General features: G+C 60.4%; 10 protein-coding genes. 5 read left to right on the forward strand and 5 right to left on the reverse strand.

All coding sequences use genetic code 11. The features are described 5' to 3' along the window. Positions 1-201 precede the first annotated feature (201 nt). The gene (locus tag AC07VO_RS26485; RefSeq protein WP_018927953.1) at positions 202-1,074 is read left to right on the forward strand and encodes a DNA/RNA non-specific endonuclease; all 873 of its coding nucleotides are present in this window, start codon (positions 202-204) and stop codon (positions 1,072-1,074) included. Positions 1,075-1,256: 182 nt separating this feature from the next. On the opposite strand, the gene AC07VO_RS26490 is transcribed toward AC07VO_RS26485, so the two are convergent. The 3 genes from AC07VO_RS26490 to AC07VO_RS26500 form a co-directional block, all read right to left on the reverse strand. Next, complete coding sequence (locus tag AC07VO_RS26490) at positions 1,257-2,297, reverse strand: ABC transporter substrate-binding protein (RefSeq protein ID WP_192351294.1); 1,041 nt, start codon at positions 2,295-2,297, stop codon at positions 1,257-1,259. A 314-nt stretch (positions 2,298-2,611) separates the two neighbouring features. Further along, positions 2,612-4,000 (reverse strand): FAD-binding oxidoreductase, encoded by a 1,389-nt coding sequence (locus tag AC07VO_RS26495; RefSeq protein ID WP_064617453.1) that lies wholly within the window; start codon positions 3,998-4,000, stop codon positions 2,612-2,614. A gap of 32 nt (positions 4,001-4,032) precedes the next feature. Next, on the reverse strand, positions 4,033-4,746 hold the full coding sequence (locus AC07VO_RS26500; protein WP_064621256.1) for a class I SAM-dependent methyltransferase: 714 nt from the start codon (positions 4,744-4,746) through the stop codon (positions 4,033-4,035). Positions 4,747-4,945: 199 nt separating this feature from the next. Between AC07VO_RS26500 and AC07VO_RS26505 the strand changes: the two genes are divergently transcribed. The 4 genes from AC07VO_RS26505 (at position 4,946) to AC07VO_RS26520 (ending at position 10,737) form a co-directional block, all read left to right on the forward strand. Further along, the gene (locus tag AC07VO_RS26505; protein WP_192351296.1) at positions 4,946-6,724 is read left to right on the forward strand and encodes a type I secretion system permease/ATPase; all 1,779 of its coding nucleotides are present in this window, start codon (positions 4,946-4,948) and stop codon (positions 6,722-6,724) included. Then, positions 6,702-8,015 carry an HlyD family type I secretion periplasmic adaptor subunit gene (locus AC07VO_RS26510; RefSeq protein ID WP_018927963.1) on the forward strand — a complete coding sequence of 438 codons (1,314 nt, stop codon included), beginning with the start codon at positions 6,702-6,704 and terminating at the stop codon, positions 8,013-8,015. Before AC07VO_RS26505 ends, AC07VO_RS26510 begins: the two co-directional genes overlap by 23 nt. A 2-nt stretch (positions 8,016-8,017) precedes the next feature. Next, positions 8,018-9,397, forward strand: coding sequence for a TolC family outer membrane protein (locus AC07VO_RS26515; protein WP_192351298.1), 1,380 nt, complete (start codon positions 8,018-8,020; stop codon positions 9,395-9,397). A gap of 623 nt (positions 9,398-10,020) precedes the next feature. Then, positions 10,021-10,737 (forward strand): response regulator transcription factor, encoded by a 717-nt coding sequence (locus tag AC07VO_RS26520; RefSeq protein ID WP_192351300.1) that lies wholly within the window; start codon positions 10,021-10,023, stop codon positions 10,735-10,737. Positions 10,738-10,854: 117 nt separating this feature from the next. On the opposite strand, the gene AC07VO_RS26525 is transcribed toward AC07VO_RS26520, so the two are convergent. Next, entirely contained in the window at positions 10,855-16,914 is a 6,060-nt protein-coding gene (locus AC07VO_RS26525; protein WP_192351302.1) for a DUF5801 repeats-in-toxin domain-containing protein, read from the reverse strand. Positions 16,915-17,199: 285 nt separating this feature from the next. Continuing rightward, positions 17,200-20,079 (reverse strand): DUF5801 repeats-in-toxin domain-containing protein (locus AC07VO_RS26530; protein ID WP_495007682.1); only part of this gene is annotated, 2,880 nt, incomplete at its 5' end.

The raw sequence follows: 20,079 nt of genomic DNA on the forward strand, positions 1-20,079 counted from the left end.
ATGTGACTTGTGATGGTCAATACACCCCGCGCGACCGTCAGCGGTCGTACTGCCTGGCGCCGACCGGATCCGCATCGGCAATTTGATCAAGGACAGTGAAAGCATGCTCACCGCAATATAATCCGCAACCGCTTCTACCTGGTTTCGTAAATCGGGACTCGTCGTACGTTTACCCCTCAATCCAATTCGAAGATTTAAAGCATGCACCTACGCAAAATTGCAGTTGGGCTGTCGGCCCTTGTTTTGCTCTCGACCGGGGCACAAGCCCGCAGTCTGCTGGATTTCATCAAGCCGCCCACCCAGCATCAGCAACAAACCTCCCACTCGGGCTCGATCAGCCAGAGCGCGGCGCTGGAACTCTATTCAAACAAACAGAAACAGGCATCGTTTGACGGCTGCGCGGATCTGTTCCCGGCCGCGAAACCGATCAACATGGCCACTGTGCCTGCCACAATGAAACCCTTGGCCCTGTGTTCCGACAACTTCGCGGTGCTGTACTCGCAAACCAGCAAGACACCGCTGGTAGTGGTCGAACGCCTTAATGCCGCCCAGCTGCAGGATGCCAAAGGGGAGGAGCGCACCAACCAGTTCTACCCGGACCCACGCATTCCCAAGAGTGGGCGGGCAGAGTTGAGCGACTACCGTAGCCAACATCCGGCCGTGGACCGTGGCCATCAATCCCCGGCAGCCGATGCACCGAACCCCAATGCAATGGCCCAATCCTTTGCGCTGTCGAACATGGTGCCGCAAGACCCAACCAACAACCGGAAGATCTGGAGTAAGGTCGAGTCCGATGTCAGAAAGTTTGCCAAACGAGCCGATGGCAATGTCTTTGTCTTTACCGGCCCGCTCTTTGATTCAGGCCACGGCACCGTCGGCGACAACAAGGTCTGGGTGCCGACCCGCCTGTTCAAACTGGTTTACGACGCATCGTCCAAGCGTGCCTGGGCTTACGTACTGCCCAACGCTGAAACCCGCATCGAGAAACCGATGGACTATGACGCTTTCGTGAAGAGTACCGGGCTCAACTTGCTGGGAAATCTACCGGTCACAGGTTCCGTGGGGCGCTCTTGATGGCTTGATTGATTAATCCGTAGCAGCTGTCGAGCCGGGGCGAGGCTGCGTTCGGCTGCGCAGCAGTCGTAAAACCAGAACTTACGGTGTATCAGGCAGACCGCGTCAGCCGGATTCACGACTGCTTCGCAGCCGAACGCAGCCTCGCAGGCTCGGCAGCTGCTACAGAGAGTGTGTCGCGGCTAACGCGCCGCCCAGGCGTTGAAGTGTTCTTCCAGCTCCTCGCCGTGGTCCACCCAGAACTCCGCATCTACCGACCGGGCCTTGGCCAAGTTGGCTTCGGCCGTCGGCAATTGCTGCCGTACTGGCTCCGGCAGCAGTGCCAGGGCCTGGCGGTGGACGGGGCCGTAAGGGATGTTTTCCGAGAAAACCTTTTGGGCCTGCGGCTGGCTGGCAAACGCGATGAAACGCTCGGCCAGCGCCTTGTTCGGCGACCCTTTGACCACGGCCCAGTATTCCGGGTCGTACAGGCTCTGGGGCCAGACGATGCTCAGGTTCATACCTTCTTTTTGCGCCGAGGCGATACGACCGTTGTAGGCGGCACTCATCACCACGTCACCGGCGATCAACCACTGCGCCGGTTGGGCTCCAGCCTCCCACCACTGGATGCTCGACTTGATCTTGTCGAGCTTGGCAAAGGCACGGTTCACGCCCTCGGGGGTGCCCAGCACTTTGTAGAGCTCGTCTGGCTTGACACCATCGGCCAGCAGAGCGATTTCCAGGGTGTACTTGGCGCCTTTGCGCAGGCCGCGCTTGCCCGGAAAGTCGGTGACGTTCCAGAAATCCGCCCAGGAAGTCGGGGTCTTGGCCAGCTTGTCCTTGTTGAAGGCCATGACCATCGACCAGACGTAGGTGGCCACACCACACTCGGTCAAGGTCCCCGGTACGAACTGGGCCTGGTCGCCAAAACTGGCCTTGTCCAGTCGCTCGAACAAGCCGGCATCACAGCCACGCAACAGTTCCGGACTCTCCACCTCGACCACATCCCAGGTGGCATGGCCCACATCGACCATGGCCTTGATCTTCGACAGTTCGCCATTGTATTCGCCCGCCACGATGCGTCCCGCACCGCTTGCATTGAAGGGTTGGAAATAGGCCTTGTCCTGGGCCTGCTTGGTGGCGCCGCCGAACGAAATGACAGTCAGGGCCTGGGGCTCGGCGAGCACGCCGGTGCACAACAGGGCCAGGGAAAAAGGAACACAGGTACGTAAGGATAAAGACATGGAACGCTCCCACAGCTGGTTTTTAGAATGGTGTAAAGCCGGGCAGTGCTGGCCAGAGGCCGATAAGGTTCCACCGTGCCGGGCTCTTGGGGCCGGCATCGTCATGAAAAAAGCTTTCATCCGGGAAAGCCGGACCAGAGGTGCTCAGTGCGGTTTGATAGTGCGGCATCAATCGGAAGAGGAAAATTATTAAAAATATGCTTGGGAGCTATAAAAAAGCTCTTCAGCAGTGGGCACTGCTGATTCGTACAGCGGAGCGTCGGCCTGGCCCGAACACTGGCATGTGGACGTACTAGCAAGCCTCGGGCCTCGCGCTACCCCATGTAGTACTTGTCCCAGAGCTTGTTGCGGAATCGCTTGCCCGGATCGTATTGCGCCTTGAGTGCGAACAGGCGTCGCGCGTTGGGGTAGGCGCGTGTGAACTGTTCTCGAGTTGCATGCAGCTGGTAGGGCAGATAATAAGTCCCCCCAAGCGACAACGCGGCGTCGATAAGTTCGCGTGTCCACGCGCCGACTTCCTCACGGTCAGCCACGCTGACGTGCTGCCAGTAATAGAGTACGAATGAAAACACTTCTTCGCGTGCCCAAGACAGACACGAGTCGGGGGCGCCCGGCGAGTGCCGGATAGAGACGTTGACCGCTTCAACCTGGTGCGCCTGCAGGATGGTGGTCAATTGCTGTACGAACGCGTAGAACCGGGCGACCGGTACAAAATACTCCTGCAACGCGTAGGTGCTGTTTCGGGTTGCGATAGGCCCGAGCGAGGCGACGTCCGCACTGGCCTCATAGTTGCGCCGTACAACCGGGTGGCTGAGATAGCGCAGTGGATCGATCACATCCTTGCGAATCAACGGGCCGCCGGGAAGTTTGGCCACACTCCACATGGCGATCTGGTCGAATTTGTACGATTGCCCCGGTGCGATCAGCCTGTCTGCGACTGTCAGCTCTTTGTCCGTGGTGCGCCAGGTGACGCAAGTAGCCTGGTCAAAGTAGGGGGGAGCCAAATCGGCGTTGTGCAGGATTGCCTGTTCGTTCCCGCGGATCTGTTCGTTGAAAAATGTCGGGTAATCGGCAACTGACAGTCGGTGTACCTGACGTTCCATCGTGACATTGGACGCAAGGTCCAATTCGACCTCAGTGATGACCCCCAGCGCGCCATAGCCACCGATGGCTGCGTGGAACAAGTCGGCATTTGCGCTGCGGGATGCTTCTACTACCGAACCGTCGGCGAGCACCAACTGGAGGGCACGCACCGAGTTGATCACCGGGCCGGCGCCGACATAACGCCCATGCGCATTGACCGACAGCGCCCCGCCGACGGTAAAGTTGGCATAACTCTGCATGATTTTTACCGATAGATCGTGTGGGTCGATAACCGACTGCAGGTCACGCCACCGCAATCCCGCTTGCACGCGTATGACCCTGCTCTCGGGCGAGTAATGGATCACCTGATTGAACTGACGCATGTCGATGTGCAGGCTGTCCTCGGTGGCAATCTGTCCGCCCATGCTATAGCGGCCACCACCAATGCAGACCGGGCCAGACCCTGCGGCGAGCGCCTGCCGAATATCATCTGTCGTATGCGGGGTGAGGAGACGGTTAACCCAAATCGGGTTGAGAAGCGTGACGTCGTTAACCAGGACGCCTGAAGACGCAGCCCATAACCGCCAAGGCGACAGTGCATTGACTGCTATGCAGGTCATGCCAGCCTCGAGTAGTTTGCGCCGTGTGAACTTCACTGTGCCCCACGCCTCGCCTGAGGCTGCTCTATTCCCGAGACATCCCATCGCTCAGCCACCAACAACAACGACTGCGGCACCGGACTTTGCGGGTGCTGCGGCTCCTGCAGGGCGGCCAGCCGAAAACCGGCCATGTCCAGAGCATTGAGCCAACTGGACAACGTTCGGAAGTACCACGGCATGGATTGCCACTGCCCCTTGAATCCGGCGAAGGTTTCTTCCCGCCAACCGTCCTGATAGTCGCCCGCCGCCGCGGTCCACGGATGCAGCGTCTGGATCACCAGCGCGCCACCGGGGGCGAGCAGGGCGTTCATGGCGGCGAGCAGGGGGATGATGTCCTGGTGCAACAGGGCGAAGTTGGCGCAGATCAGGTCGTAGTCGCTGCCGATGTCCACCTTCGCCTCTACCAACTCGTCATAGCTCGCCAAATGCACCCGCGAAGAGCCCGCCGCCCGTGCTGCCTCGACCAGTGTCGCATCGCCATCCACACCGACCGCCTCGATGGCCCGTTCAGCCAGCGCCCGCAACAGCCAGCCCTCGCCGCAGCCCAGGTCGAGCACGCGCTCGGGTTGGCGGCCCAGTATCGCCAGCAGGATTGCCTGGTCGGTGACCTTGAGGCGGCTTTCGATGGTGCCGGTGCGGATAGCCTCGATCCAGGGCTTGGCGTTGTGGTGCCAGCTCTGGAGGAGGGTGGATTCGGGGCTGGGCATTTCGATGTCCGCAGTGATGGGTTGGAGGGAAGGATAGGACAAGTACTGGCGGAACGGATCTTGTCGGTGACGCTTTACTTGCATCCAGTCGAAAACGGGGGTGAAACCCGTTGTCCGGGGCGATCTGGCCAACGGCTGCGCACAGTCGTTCGGCATGATCTAAGCTCCTCAAGGTATGACTTTCCGAGCAGGGGTTTCCATGCGAAACACACCTGAAAACAGTCTGAAAATAGCGTTGAAAGCCTGTAGAGACAGCTTTGTTTCTGTTGGCTTTTTCAGCTTTTTCATCAACGCGCTGATGCTCGTTCCTACCTTCTATATGCTTCAGGTGTATGGACGAGTGGTCACCAGCGGAAGTCTGACCACCCTGGCGATGCTGACGCTGATCATGACCGGGTTGGTGGTCACACTCGGTTCTCTGGAATGGGTGCGTTCACGCATCATGGTTCGGGTCAGTACCCGGCTGGATGTGTTGCTGAGTCGCCAGGTCTATAAGGCCAGTTTCAAACGGGCGCTGGAAAGTGGCGGCATGGATGCCTCGGCCCAGTCGCTCAACGACTTGACGGGCTTGAGACAGTTTCTCTCCGGTAATGGATTGTTCGCCTTTTTCGATGCGCCCTGGTTACCTATCTATGTCGCTGTGATGTTCATGTTCCATCCCTGGTATGGCTGGGTAGCGGTGGGCAGTGCGTTGTTGTTGTTATTTCTCGCATTTCTCAATGAGAGGTTGACGGGGCCGGCACTTGCCCAGGCCAACAAGGAACATATCAGCGCGACGCTCCACACCACGAAAAATCTGCGCAACGCTGAAGTCATCGAGTCCATGGGCATGCTTGAAACCCTGATGGACCGGTGGGGGCGTCGCCAAAGACATGTCCTGATGCTGCAGTCCGGGGCGAGTGATAGAGGTGGCATCATCAGCACGCTTTCCAGGTCCTTCCGGATCCTGGTGCAATCGCTGATCCTGGGGCTGGGGGCATACCTGACCGTGGATCACCAGGTGGGGCCAGGCATGGTGTTTGCCGGGTCCGTGCTGCTAGGGCGCGCATTGGCTCCCATCGATCTGATCATTGGCAGCTGGAAGGGCTTTATTGCGGCCCGCTCGCAGTACCGCCGTCTCAACGACATCCTCGATAAACAGCTGGCTCAGCCCGAGCGTATGACACTGCCTGCGCCTCAGGGGCATGTGCAGGTGGAGAATCTGATCGTCGCGGCACCTGGCTCGAAAACCCCGATCATCAAGAACATGAGTTTCAGCGTACCTGCCGGCTGCATTGTCGGAATCATCGGTCCAAGTGCCGCGGGCAAGTCCACCCTGGCCAGGGCACTGATGGGGGTGTGGGCGCCGCAGCATGGGGTGGTCCGGCTCGATGGCGCGGACATCTGTGCGTGGGACAAACATGAACTTGGGCCGTACATAGGTTACTTGCCCCAGGACATTGAATTATTCGAAGGCAGCGTCAGCGAGAACATTGCCCGCTTCGCCGAGGTCGACTCCGAGAAAGTCGTTCTGGCGGCCAAGTCCGCCGGGGTTCACGAAATGATTCTGCTGTTGCCCGATGGCTATGACACCGTCATTGGCAGCGATGGCGTCATGCTGTCGGGAGGGCAGCGCCAACGCATCGGCCTGGCCCGTGCCCTGTATGGCAACCCGCGGCTGATTATCCTCGACGAGCCCAATTCCAATCTCGACGAAGTCGGTGATCGTGCCCTGGCGGTGGCCATCCAGCAGCTCAAGCTGACAGGTGCAACCGTTTTTGTGATTACCCACCGAACCAACATTGTGTCCCAACTTGACCGGCTGATGGTGATGAGTGATGGCGCCATCAGTCTCTATGGACCACGCGAACAAGTGCTGGCCGAACTCGCGCAGCGGGCACAAAAGCACGCCACGCAAGCAGGCGCAAGCGTGGCTTCGGTGGCTACTCGCAAGGGTGATGCCGATGAACAGTACGATGCTCAGTCGTCAAACAGATAACTTCGCCGACCTGGCGGTCTCTGATCGAAAGATCCGTCGCCTGGGTTTTGGCATTTTATTGATGACCTTCGGGGTGTTCGGCACCTGGGCGGCGGTCGCACCGATCGATGGCGCGGCTTACGCGCCTGGTGTGGTCACCGTGCAGGCTTATCGGAAAACGGTACAACACCTCGAAGGTGGCATCGTCAAAGAGGTGTTGGCCCATGACGGTGACATCGTCAAGCAGGATGACCCGCTGATTATTCTCGATGATGCCCAGCTGCGATCCGAATACGAGATGACCCGAAGCCAGCTCATTGCCGCCAGAGCCATGGAGGCAAGACTCAAGGCTGAGCGGGACAATCTGCCAGTCATTGGCTTTGACGTCATGACCGATGCCGACAGTCTGCGAGGTGCCGAGGCGCGCCAGGGCGAGACCCAGGTATTCAACGCACGACGGGGCTCACGGTTGGGCCAGATATCGGTGCTGCAAGAGCGCATTGGTCAGTTAAATCAACAGATCAAGGGGCTGGAGGCGATGATCGGGGTCAAGAGCCAACTGAATAAATCCTACAGCGGTGAAATCGTTGAATTGACAGACATGTTGTCTCAAGGGTTCGTCGACAAACAACGCCTGCTTGAGCAGCAGCGCAAGCTTGAAATGGTCAAGTCCGAATTGGCCGACCATCGTTCGACCATCACCAGGACGCGCCTGCAGATCAATGAAACACAGCTGCAGATTCTACAAGTCGATAAAGACTTCAATGCCGATGTCGCCAAACAATTGGCCGATGTCCAGACCAAAATCTACGACCTGCAAGAGAAGGCTTCCGCCCTGGAAGACCGGCTCAGCCATATCATCATCCGCGCACCCGAATCGGGCATGGTGATTGGCATGACGGTGCACACGATTGGCGGCGTCGTGCGCTCGGCGACGCCTTTGCTGGACATCGTTCCCTCGGTTTCTGAACTGGTCATAGAGGCCCAGGTGGCGCCGGTCGATATCGATCGCATCGCCATCGGCAAACGTGCCGATATCCGTTTCGGCGCGTTCAACAGTGCGACCACGCCGGTGATCCAGGGCGAAGTCATCAGTGTCTCGGCGGACCGGCTGGTCAACGAAAAGACCGGGACTCCCTATTACCTGGCGCGGGTCCGGGTCACCGAAGCCGGCGTGCGCGCCTTGGGTGATCGCAAATTACTGCCAGGGATGCCTGCGGACGTGTTGATCATCACGGGGCAACGCACGCTGTTGCAATACCTTCTGCAGCCGGCCCGCAATGTCATCTCTCAAGCGTTGATCGAGGAGTGATCATGCGAGCGTCGACAGTTCTGCTGGGCGGGGCGTTCATGTTTGCCGCGGGTGCCGTTCTGGCGCAAACCTCTGAAGCGAAGCCGACCGGGGTCAGTGCCTCGACGTACTCCACTGACCTCATGCAGTTGTATCGCGAGGCCCGGCTGGAAGATCCGCGAGTGTTGGCCTCGTATGCGCGAGCGAAGGCGGGCGAGGAACATCAACGCGAGGCCCTGGGCTCGCTGTTACCACAGGTATCGCTCAACGCCGGGCAGAACCGGATTCATCAGGAGAGCGACCTGGTGCAGCGCAGTTACGATAGCGAAATCTACAGCCTGGTGCTGCGTCAATACCTTTACAACAAGGCCGCGTGGGAGAACTACCAAAGATTCAAAAGCCTGGCCAAGCAAACCGAATCAGAAGCGCAGGAGGCCCAGGCCGAGGCCACAGTGGATTTAGCCCAGCGTTACTTCGCCGCATTGGCGGCCGAGGATGAACTGGAGTTGGTAAAGGCGGAGCGTCAAACCACGCAAAAGAGCCTGGACAGGGTCAATGCGTTGTACGAAAAGCAGCTGGCAATGATTACCGATCAACTCGACCTCAAGGCCCGGGTCGATTTGCTGGCGGCGCAGGAGCTGGATGCCCAGAACCAGGCCAGTATCACCCGCGAGGCATTGGCGGAAATCGTCGGTCGGCCGGTCAAGGAGAAGCTCAACCGGATTCGCGATGACGTACAACTACAGGTGTCGACGCAGAGTCTTGAAACCTGGGTTCGCGAGGGTATAGCGCAAAACCCGGCGCTCAAGGCCAACGAAAGTGGTGTCGAGGCCGCAGGCGCTGCGTTGCGCGGCGGCAAGGGCGGGCACTATCCGACCGTGAGCCTGTCTCTGAGCGCGCAACAGACCAACGAGGGCTACAACAACTCCCTGGCGCCGCGTACCGACAGCTATGTCGCCGGTATTGGCGTGCAAGTGCCGATATACAGCGGTGGTTCAACCTCGGCGCGGGTGCGGGGGCTCTACCAGGATCAGATTGTGGCGGAGCAGCAACTGGAAGCAGTCCAGCGCCAGGTGGTCAAGGAGATCACCACTGCTTACCTGACCGCCAACTCGAGTGCAGAGAAGATCAGTGCGAGCCGGCATGCCCTGGCCTCGGCACAGCTGTCCAGAGTGGCGGCAGAAAAAGGACTCAGTTACGGAATGGTCAATGCCGTCGATGTACTGACTAGCGTACGCAACGAATTCCGGGCTCGTCGTGATCTGCTCAAGACGCAATACGACTTCGTCACCAATGTCTTCACGCTCAATCGCTGGGCGGGCAAGCCGCCTGTCGAGAGTGTCGAAAACGTCAATGCCTGGCTGAGCCCCCGCAGCTCCAGTCAAAAACTCACATCCCCCTGAACCTGCCAGCAATACCGCCGTTGTAGACCCTCCAGCCAGGCTGTTTTTTCAGTGCCTGCCCGCGGGCCTGGGGCCGGCTTGTGGGTGGCTCGATGCGGTGGGTTTCGCCGACAAATTGACGCTGGTTTTATTGTCATACTTTGCTGCACGCCACTCGTCGGTTAATTGACGATTTTGATCGGGGCAGACTTCAGCCGCGGGTCGCCGGTGGCGAGCCTAAGACCTTGATTTTTTAGGGGGGATGGCACCGCTGGGAACATCAGCCGGGCTATCCGCATGAGGCTGAGTCGACGACTGGCGGATGGCTGGGCCGGCAGCGCGCCGGGCTGGCCTAGACTCAGTTGAGCGGTTCGCGGGAGCACATCATCAAGCGCAAACTATTGATGATTATTCCTATTTTTGTTGTTTCGATGGCTTTTGCCCGGCTTCTGGGAACGTCCGCAATCCCTGCCGGTGCAACGGGTGGAAGTGTCCCCCAGGGCTAATACCTGGGCGGGCACTGTCAAGGCCTGACGGCGCTCGTATCTGTCCATCAATCGTGATGGACAGGTGAATGAGCTGTTGATCCAGGAAGGCCAGCGGGTGGAGGCCATCGTTCATTTTTCAAGGGAGTCAGGACGGTAATGACGACCCAAATAAAACCAATAAGCGTGATGCTGATCGACTGTCGTCCTCTTGTTCTTATGGGCCTTCAAGACTTGATCAATGCCCGCAAGCCTCAGATGGAAGTGAGCGGGCAGGCCACCACCTATACCAAAGCGCTGGATCTTGCCGATCAGTTGCGTCCCGATGTCATTTTTTTCAGTTTCTTTCCGGATGCGCTGAACCCATTGGCGGTCGTCGCGGGGCTCGCCCGCAGCGCCGAAATGAAAGTCCTGGTGCTCAAGAGCCTGTACGAAACCGTCCCTGTTGCCCAGGCGATAGAGGCGGGCGCACGCGGCGTCGTGCTGGCGGAAGACCCGACGGAATCGATCATCCGAGCCATCATCCAGGTCCACCATCGCGACATCGGGCTGGATAGAGCCTGGGTCGGTGGGCTTTCCGACTATGCCGCGACCGGGCATATACCTTTGAAATGCAATTCGGAGCAAGCGAAACAGGCGCGGTTGACGCTGCGTGAAAGGGAACTGATTCGCGCCATCGTGGGGGATCCGTCTGCCAAATACATGTGCATCGCCGGGCGCCTGGGTATCAGCGAGCACACCGTGCACAATCACCTCAGTAACATTTATCAAAAGCTTAATCTCGTTAACCGGATCGACTTGCTGATATACGCACAGAAGCACGGGCTCACCAACAACGAAGAACCGCCCGAGTCCACTTGGGTGCAACTGCGCTGAATTTCTTCGGGGCGCCCAGCCGTCACTGTGTCGCCGTTCGTGAGCCTCATATCAGACCTGTAAGGCATGCGAGGGTGGTTTCTCACCACCCTCGCATTCTTTTACGCGTGCGCTTCCTCAGGCGCTGCCATGGACAATGTCGGTATTCAGAACATCAACCCCGACCAAGGTGATGGTCGTGATTTGTCCGCCCGTTTCGGCAATCGTCACGATGCTGTTGGCGCCGCTGTTGTCGATCGACTGGACAACGGCGCCCTGGTCGCCGTTGAGCACCAGCGTGTCTCGCAGGCCTGCGCTCGCATCGAAGCCGGTGACTTGGTACTTGTTTTGGGTGAATGACAAATCGACGTTGAAGGCATCCCGCACACCGGCCGTGCCAGCCAGCGTGAAGTCGAAGGTGGTGCCCAAGTCGTTGGCGAACAGGTTGGCGTTGAAACCACTCGTCGCCGAGTCCCCATCCTTGTCCGTCAGCGTCGCGTTGAACGCCAGCTTGATATCACTGGCCATGTTCTCGGTCTGCTGAATGAACTGGATCACCGGGATCTTGACATCGCCTCGGCCCATCGTGAGCTGAACCGCGTCAATCAGCAGCGAGCCTTCCTTTTGAACGAGGAAGGACACTTGTCCGCCGGCTTCTGGCGTCAGAGTGTTCACCTCGGTGAGGGCCGAAAACGTGCCATTCTCGTAGTAGATCCGGTAGTACAGGTCCTCGGTCGCCGTGTTGTACCCCCCCACGGAGTTGTCGATGAAAATCTTCATCCCCGTCAGCAGGCTTTCCGGATTGATCACGAAACTTTCATCGGCGGAGCTGATGGCTGCCAGGCTGTCTCCCTGGAGAAGGTTATTGCCGACGCCGATGCCGGACGTGCTGACGTTCATGGCCGCCGGGTCGATGTACGACGGCAGCGGGGTGGTCTGTAGCTGGGCTTCGGTGGGGTCGGGTTTACCGAGCCCGATACCGCTCAGGATGTCCGAAGGCAACGCCGTTGCCTTGGCGGAAAAGAACACAATCTCCTCGGAGGGTGAAGGAATAGTCGGCGGATTCTGCGCCGGGATCAGCAACGTGCGCACCGGATCCGGGCCGCCGGCACTGAGCGAGCCGTCGGCGCTGCTGAGCACGATCGTCGAACTGAAACCTTGCACCAGGTCCAGTGTGTAGCTGCCATTGGTATAGGCGGTCAGCGTGTAGTCGACGCTGGTATTTGCCGTGGAGGCGTTGTTGTCGAAATCGCCGGTCAACGTGCCTGCGAAGTGGTAGGCGCCATTGGCATCCGGTGAGGGTGACTGCTCGGTGAGCGTGCCGGTGCCGGTGGTGGTCGTGTTGTCTGGCCGGACGAGGGTGAATTGGTTATTCACCAACGAAATATCCAGCCCGGTTGCACCCAGCCCGTCGGCTCCGTTCGAGTGATCCCAGTACCCTGTTTGTGGAAGGACACTACCGGTCCCGATCAGGTTGCCGAAGGCAAGTGTAGGGCCGTCGTCCTTGAACACCAGGTTCTGCCCTATGTTCAGGGTCGCCTGGGCGCTGTCGCCGTCCCCATCGGTCTTGGTCGCTATCAGCGTCACCAGGTTGTCCGCCGACAGCGTCGTCGAATCATCGGGATTGCTGGCGTTGGGATGCACCACCGCGCGGAGCTGGTCGAGGGTGACGTCGCCATTGGCGGCGACGCTGGCCGTGAACACCAGCAAGTTGCTGGTGGCCGTGCGGCCTTCCACCACGCCGCCGTTGAGCGACAGGTTCACCGCCTGGCCGCTGGCCGTGTCGGTCAGCCCGGAGGCCCCCACCACCACGCCCAGTGCATAGGTCAACGTGCCCGCACCGTCGGCGCCAAACGCCGAACTGAAGTTAGCCGCGAAGCTCTTGGTATCGTTGGTCGCCAGCACCGTCTCGTCGACCGTCAGTGTCGGCTCCGTGCCGGTGGTGTTGATGCTCGGTCCGTCGTCCTTGAACACCAGGTTTTGTCCGATGTTCAGGCTCGCCTGGGCGCTGTCGCCGTCCTTATCGGTCTTGGTCGCCGTCAGGGTTACCAGGTTGTCCGCGGTCAGGGTCTTCGAATCATCGGGATTGGTCGTGACGGGATGCACCACGGCCCGGAGTTGGTCGAGGGTGACGTCGCCGTTGGCGGCCACGCTGACCGTGAATACCAGATCGTTGCTAATCGCCGTGTGGCCTTCGACCACGCCACCGTTGAGCGACAGGTTGACCGCCTGGCCCGTGGCCGTGTCCACCAGCCCGGAGCCGCCCGCGACCACGCCCAGTGCGTAGGTCAGGGTGCCGGCCCCGTCAGCGCCGTACGCCGAACTGAAGTTAGCCGCGAAGCTCTTGGTATCGTTGGTCGCCAGTACCGTTTCGTCGACCGTCAGGATTGGCTCGGTGCCGGTGGTGCTGATGCTGGGGGCGTCATCCTTGAACACCAGGTTCTGGCCGATGTTGAGGGTGGCCTGGGCGCTGTCGCCGTCCCCATCGGTTTTGGTCGCCGTCAGCGTCACCAAGGTGTCTGAGGTCAGGGTCTTCGAATCATCCGGATTGGTCGCGTCGGGATGCACCACGGCGCGGATCTGGTCGAGGGTGACGTCGCCATTGGCGGCGACGCTGACCGTGAACACCAGCAGGTTGCTGGTGGCCGTGCGACCTTCGACCACGGTGCCGTTGAGCGACAGGTTGACTGCCTCACCGGTGGCCGTGTCGGTCAGCCCTGAGCCTCCCGCGACCACGCCCAGGGCATAGGTCAGCGTGCCGGCGCCATCAGCGCCAAACGATGAGGTGAAGTTGGCGGCAAAGCTCTTGGTATCGTTGGTCGCCAGCACCGTTTCGTCGACCGTCAGCGTTGGCTCGGTGCCGGTGGTGCTGATGCTTGGCCCGTCATCCTTGAACACCAGGTTCTGCCCGATGTTGAGGGTGGCCTGGGCGCTGTCGCCGTCCTTGTCGGTCTTGGTCGCCGTCAGGGTCACCAGATCGTCCGAGGTCAGGCTCGTCGAGTCATCGGGATTGGTCGTGACGGAATGCACCACAGCGCGGATCTGGTCGAGGGTGACGTCACCATTTGCGGCGACGCTGACCGTGAACACCAGGTCGTTGCTAATCGCCGTGTGGCCTTCCACCACGCCGCCGTTGAGCGACAGGTTGACTGCCTGGCCCGTGGCCGTATCCGTCAGCCCGGAGCCGCCCGCGACCACGCCCAGCGCATAGGTCAGGGTGCCGGCACCGTCGGCGCCAAACGCCGAGGTGAAGTTGGCGGCAAAGCTCTTGGTATCGTTGGTCGCCAACACCGTTTCGTCCACCGTCAGCGTCGGTTCCGTACCGGTGGTGCTGATACTTGGCCCGTCGTCCTTGAACACCAGGTTCTGGCCGATGTTGAGGGTGGCCTGGGCGCTGTCGCCGTCCTTGTCGGTCTTGGTCGCTGTCAGCGTCACCAGGCTGTCCGAAGTCAGCGTCTTCGAATCATCCGGATTGCTTGCGTCGGAATGCACCACGGCCCGGAGTTGGTCGAGGGTGACGTCACCGTTGGCGGCGACGCTGACCGTGAATACCAGATCGTTGCTCGTCGCCGTGCGGCCTTCGACCACGCCGCCGTTAACCGACAAATTCACCACTTGGCCGGTGGCCGTGTCGGTCAGCCCGGAGGCACCCGCCACCACGCCCAGCGCATAGGTCAGGGTGCCGGCGCCATCGGCGCCATACGCCGAGGTGAAGTTGGCCGCAAAGCTCTGGGTGTCGTTGGTGGCCAGTGCCGTTTCGTCGACTGTTAGCGTCGGTTCCGTGCCAGTGGTGCTGATGCTCGGCCCGTCGTCCTTGAACACCAGGTTCTGGCCGATGTTGAGGGTGGCGTGGGCACTGTCGCCGTCCTTGTCAGTGATGGTTGCCGTCAGCGTCACCAGATTGTCCGCGGTCAGGGTCTTCGAATCATCGGGATTGGTGGTATTGGGATGCACCACGGCGCGGAGCTGGTCGAGGGTGACGTCGCCATTGGCGGCCACACTGACGGTGAACACCAGTAGGTTGGTGGTGGCCGTGTGGCCTTCGACCACGCCGCCATTGAGCGACAGGTTCACCGCCTCGCCCGTGGCTGTGTCCACCAGCCCTGAGGCGCCCGCGACCACGCCCAGCGCATAAGTCAGGGTGCCGGCTCCATCAGCGCCATACGCCGAGGTGAAGTTAGCGGCAAAGTTCTGGGTGGCGTTCGTCGCCAGCACCGTTTCGTCGACTGTCAGCGTTGGCTCGGTGCCGGTGGTGCTGATGCTGGGGGCGTCATCCTTGAACACCAGGTTCTGCCCGATATTTAGCGTGGCATGGACGCTGTCGCCGTCCCCATCGGTCTTGGTCGCCGTCAGCGTCACCAGGCTGTCCGAGGTCAGCGTCTTCGAATCATCGGGATTGGTCGCGTCGGGATGCACCACGGCGCGGATCTGGTCGAGGGTGACGTCGCCATTAGCAGCCACGCTGACCGTGAACACCAGCAGGTTGCTGGTGGCCGTGCGACCTTCGACCACTGCGCCGTTGAGCGACAGGTTCACCGCTTCACCGGTGGCCGTGTCGGTCAGCCCTGAGCCTCCCGCGACCACGCCCAGGGCATAGGTCAGCGTGCCCGCGCCATCAGCGCCAAACGCCGACGTGAAGTTGGCGGCAAAGCTCTTGGTATCGTTGGTCGCCAGTACCGTTTCGTCCACCGTCAGGGTCGGTTCCGTGCCGGTGGTGCTGATGCTCGGCCCATCATCCTCGAAGATCATCTTGGAGCCGATTTCGGCGGTTGAGGTGCTGGACTGCAGCACCTTGAAGCCGCCAATGTCGAAGTCAGCGTGCGTCTTGTCGCCGCTCTTGTCGGTCAGCAACCCGGCGTTCTCGATCATCACGCGGTTGTGGTCGGTCGCCGTGCTGTAGGTGATCTGCGAATCGGTCGGAACGCCGGTGATCAACACCGTGCCGTCGGCGTTGTAGGTGATGACAACGCCGCTGACGGTGGCGCCCGCGAACGTCTTCACGGTGACACTGCCGTTGATGATCGCGACCTTTTCGGTGCTGTCGTTGGCGTAGCTGTTGATGAAGTTGACGCCGCTCTGCGACCCGCTGATGTTGTCGGCGTTCTTGACGGCGGTGAGCAAGAGCTTCGCGGTGGTGCCGCCAGTCTCCTGCACGACCTTGAAGGTCGCGGAGCGGGCGCCGAAGTACTGGGTGAAGTCGATGTTCGCTTCGACGCCCGCTTCGCCCGGGCTCAGGTTGGGGATCGTGAAGTCCGCCTTGGCACCGCTGACGAAGCTGAAGCGCAGGCCTTCCTGTTCGGTGATCGCCTGGTTGTTGGTGCCCAGGGTTGTGCTGCCGCCGCCCTGGCTGCTGTTAACCGTGTCGGCACTGGTGATGGCAGCACTGCTTGCCGACTGATCCAGCGGATCCCTGCCGGTGACGACGATCGAGACGCCGGGAATCCGGCCGTTCGCATCGGCCGTCGCGCCCGCGGTCGTGAACATCAGGAACAACTGCTGGCCCGACGGCGCATTGGCCAGACTGAATTCCGCGTCCTGACCGGCTCCGATGAACACCTTATTCAGCAGATTGACCGCATCGTCGGGGTTCGTCGCATCTGGATGCTTGAGCGGTTGGTACTCCACGGTCCAGATTTTGCCGCCCGACAGCGGCGACCCGGTTTCTTCGATATAGGCCGCGAACACGATTGCGCCGGTTGGACCTCCGGCTCGGCCCAGAAGGATGTTGTCGTTCGTATCGGTATAGAGAAGGATGCTGGTGCCATTGAGGGTATCCAGTCCGCTGTCCACACCATTGAGCAGTGCGCCAGTGCTGTCGACGAAGCTGATATTGGTAATGGTTGCTCCGGGGTCAGCGCTGACGCTGAACGCATTGCTGCCGGTATTGCCTGCGGCACCGGTATAGCCACTCAAGGCCGCACCCGTGGCGGTACCTGCCCCCAGTGCGGTCAAACGGGTAGAGAAAGTCGAGGGCAGGGAGGCCAGCAGAATGTCGTTGTCGTCAGCGTCTCCCGCGGGGCTTGGCGTGGCGGTGAGGTTCTGTAGCCCGGCCGTTTCGTCCAGCGTAACGCTCGCGCCGGAGGCCACGACACTCAGCGCGTTGGTCGTAATCGACGTTGTCAGCGATGGGTCGAGGGTCGAAGTGTATAGGGAAGTCGGATCGCCCGGCAGCGATGAATTTTGCTCGACAATAGTCATAACTTGTTCCTGGGGTAGTTGCGGTCATCGAGGCCTGACCGTTGACCATTGGTCGCAACTATGGAGAAGCACTGGGGATTGCACATCAGCCGAAACTCCCACGCGGGCTGGGAGTTTCAGACTAGTCGTCCTCGTCGCAGGCCTGGCCGCAGGGGGCCAGTGTTCAAGGCTTGTGGTGCTAGAGCGCTCACAACGAATGCGATCCGTGCGGATCTGATATTGGCACTGCAAAAAAATGCGAGGGTGGTTTCCACCACCCTCGCATCCTTTCACGCACGCGCTGCCTCAGGCGCTGCCATGGACAATGTCGGTATTCAGAACATCAACCCCGACCAAGGTGATGGTCGTGACTTGTCCGCCCGTTTCGGCAACCGTCACGACGCTGTTGGCGCCGCTGTTGTCGATCGACTGGACAACGGCGTTCTGGTCGCCGTTGAGCACCAGCGTGTCGCGCAGCCCTGCGCTCGCATCGAAGCCGGTGATCTGGTACTTGTTTTGAGGAAGTGACAAGTCGATGTTGAAGGCATCCCGCTCACCACTCGTGCCCACCAGCGTGAAGTCGAAGGTGGTGCCCAGGTCGTTGGCGAACAGGTTGGCGTCGAACGTGCTCGTCGCCGAGTCCCCATCCTTGTCTGTCAGCGTCGCGTTGAACGCCAGCTTGACATCGCTGGCCAGGCTCTCGGTCTCATGAGTGAACTCGATCGTCGGGATCTTGATCTCGCCTCGGCCCATCGTGAGCTGAACAGCGTCGATCAACTTCGTGCCCTGCTGCTGAATGAGGAAGGACACCTGTCCACCGGCCTCCGGTGTCACGGTGTTCACCTCGATCAGGTTCGAGAACGTGCCATCCTCGTAGAAGGCCCTGTAGTACAGGTCCTCGGTCGCCGTGTCGTAACCCCCCACGGAGTTGTCGATGAAGACCTTCATGCTCGTCAGCAGGCTTTCCGGGTTGATCACGAAGCTTTCATCGGCATTGCTGATGGCCGCCAGGTTGTCTCCCTGGAACAGGTTATTGGCGATGCCGATGCCGGACGTGCTGACGTTCATGGCCCTCGGGTCGATGTACGACGGCAGGGGGTTGGTCTGTAGCTGGGCTTCGGTGGGATCGGGGGCTCCAAGCCCGATACCGGTCAGGATGTCCGCAGTCGACGCCGTTGCTTTCGCGGAAAAGAACACAATCTCCTCAGATGGCGAAGGAATCGTCGGCGGATTCTGCGGCGGGATCAGCAAGGTGCGCACCGGATCCGGGCCGCCGGCACTGAGCGAACCGTCGGCGCTGCTGAGCACGATCTCGGAACTGAAACCTTGCACCAGGTCCAGTGCATAGGTGCCATTGGCAAAGGCGGTCAGCGTGTAGTCAACGCTGGTATTCGCGGTGGCGGCGTTGTTGTCGAAATCACCGGTCAACGTCCCTGCGAAGTGGAACGCGCCATTGACATCCGGCGAGGGCGATTGCTCGGTGAGCGTGCCGGTCCCGGTGGTGGTCGTGTTGTCTGGCCTGACGAGAGTGAATTGGTTATTCACCAACGAAATATCCAGACCGGTTGCACCCAGTCCGTCGGCTCCGGTTGAATGATCCCAGTATCCCTGTTGTGGAAGGATGCTACCGGTGCCGATCAGGTTGCCAAAGGCAAGTGAAGGGCCGTCGTCCTGGAACACCAGGTTCTGGCCGATGTTGAGCGTGGCATGGGCGCTGTCGCCGTCTCCATCGGTTTTGGTCGCCGTCAGGGTTACCAGATTGTCCGAGGACAGACTCGTCGAATCATTCGGATTGGTTGGATCGGGATGCACCACGGCCCGTTGCTGGTCGAGGGTAACGTCACCGTTGGCGGCCACGCTGACGGTGAACACCAGCAGGTGGGTAGTGGCTGTGCGGCCTTCCACCACGCTGCCGTTGAGCGACAGGTTGACCGCCTCACCGGTGGCCGTGTCGGTCAGCCCGGAGGCACCCGCCACCACGCCCAGCGCATAGGTCAGCGTGCCGGCGCCATCGGCGCCATACGCCGAGGTGAAGTTGGCCGCAAAGCTCTGGGTGGCGTCGGTGGTCAGTACCGTTTCGTCAACCGTCAGGGTTGGCTCCGTGCCGGTGGTGCTGATGCTTGGCCCGTCGTCCTTGAACACCAGGTTTTGGCCGATGTTCAGCGTGGCATGGGCACTGTCGCCGTCCTTGTCGGTGATGGTGGCGGTCAGGGTCACCAGATTGTCCGAGGTCAGCGTCTTCGAATCATCCGGATTGGTTGGGTCTGGATGCACTATGGCCCGTTGCTGGTCGAGAGTGACGTCACCGTTGGCGGCCACACTGACGGTGAACACCAGCAGGTTGGTGATGGCCGTGCGGCCTTCGACCACGCTGCCGTTGAGCGACAGGTTGACCGCTTCACCGGTGGCTGTGTCCGTCAGCCCCGACGGGCCGGCAGTCACGCCCAGCGCATAGGTCAGCGTACCCGCACCATCAGCGCCAAACGCCGAGCTGAAGTTGGCGGTAAAGCTCTGGGTGTCGTTGGTCGCCAGCACCGTTTCATCGACCGTCAGGACTGGCTCCGTGCCGGTGGTGCTGATGCTTGGCCCGTCGTCCTTGAACACCAGGTTCTGGCCGATGTTCAGCGTGGCATGAGCGCTGTCGCCGTCCTTGTCGGTGATGGTGGCGGTCAGGGTTACCAGATTGTCCGAGGTCAACGTCTTCGAATCATCCGGATTGGTTGGGTCGGGATGTACCACGGCGCGGATCTGATCGAGGGTAACGTCACCATTGGCTGCGACGCTGACGGTGAATACCAGATCGTTGCTAATCGCCGTGCGGCCTTCCACGACTGTACCGTTAAGCGACAAATTCACCGCTTGGCCGGTAGCGGTATCGGTCAGCCCGGAACCGCCCGCGACCACGCCCAGTGCATAGGTCAACGTACCCGCACCGTCAGCGCCAAACGCCGAGCTGAAGTTGGCGGTAAAGCTCTGGGTGTCGTTGGTGGCCAGCACCGTTTCATCGACCGTCAGGACTGGCTCCGTGCCGGTGGTGCTGATGCTCGGTCCGTCATCCTTGAACACCAGGTTCTGGCCGATGTTCAGCGTGGCATGAGCGCTGTCGCCATCCTTGTCGGTGATGGTGGCGGTCAGGGTTACCAGATTGTCCGAGGTCAACGTCTTCGAATCATCCGGATTGGTTGG

The organism is Pseudomonas sp. GW821-FHT03E01, assembly GCF_059420765.1.

What these genes read in the sequence shown, in the direction of transcription:
- AC07VO_RS26505 (WP_192351296.1), top strand. Translation starts at nt 4,946, where the DNA reads ATGCGAAACACACCTGAAAACAGTCTGAAAATAGCGTTGAAAGCCTGT.
- AC07VO_RS26525 (WP_192351302.1), bottom strand. Translation starts at nt 16,914, where the DNA reads ATGACTATTGTCGAGCAAAATTCATCGCTGCCGGGCGATCCGACTTCC.
- AC07VO_RS26510 (WP_018927963.1), top strand. Translation starts at nt 6,702, where the DNA reads ATGCTCAGTCGTCAAACAGATAACTTCGCCGACCTGGCGGTCTCTGAT.
- AC07VO_RS26500 (WP_064621256.1), bottom strand. Translation starts at nt 4,746, where the DNA reads ATGCCCAGCCCCGAATCCACCCTCCTCCAGAGCTGGCACCACAACGCC.
- AC07VO_RS26490 (WP_192351294.1), bottom strand. Translation starts at nt 2,297, where the DNA reads ATGTCTTTATCCTTACGTACCTGTGTTCCTTTTTCCCTGGCCCTGTTG.
- AC07VO_RS26515 (WP_192351298.1), top strand. Translation starts at nt 8,018, where the DNA reads ATGCGAGCGTCGACAGTTCTGCTGGGCGGGGCGTTCATGTTTGCCGCG.
- AC07VO_RS26495 (WP_064617453.1), bottom strand. Translation starts at nt 4,000, where the DNA reads ATGACCTGCATAGCAGTCAATGCACTGTCGCCTTGGCGGTTATGGGCT.
- AC07VO_RS26485 (WP_018927953.1), top strand. Translation starts at nt 202, where the DNA reads ATGCACCTACGCAAAATTGCAGTTGGGCTGTCGGCCCTTGTTTTGCTC.
- AC07VO_RS26520 (WP_192351300.1), top strand. Translation starts at nt 10,021, where the DNA reads ATGACGACCCAAATAAAACCAATAAGCGTGATGCTGATCGACTGTCGT.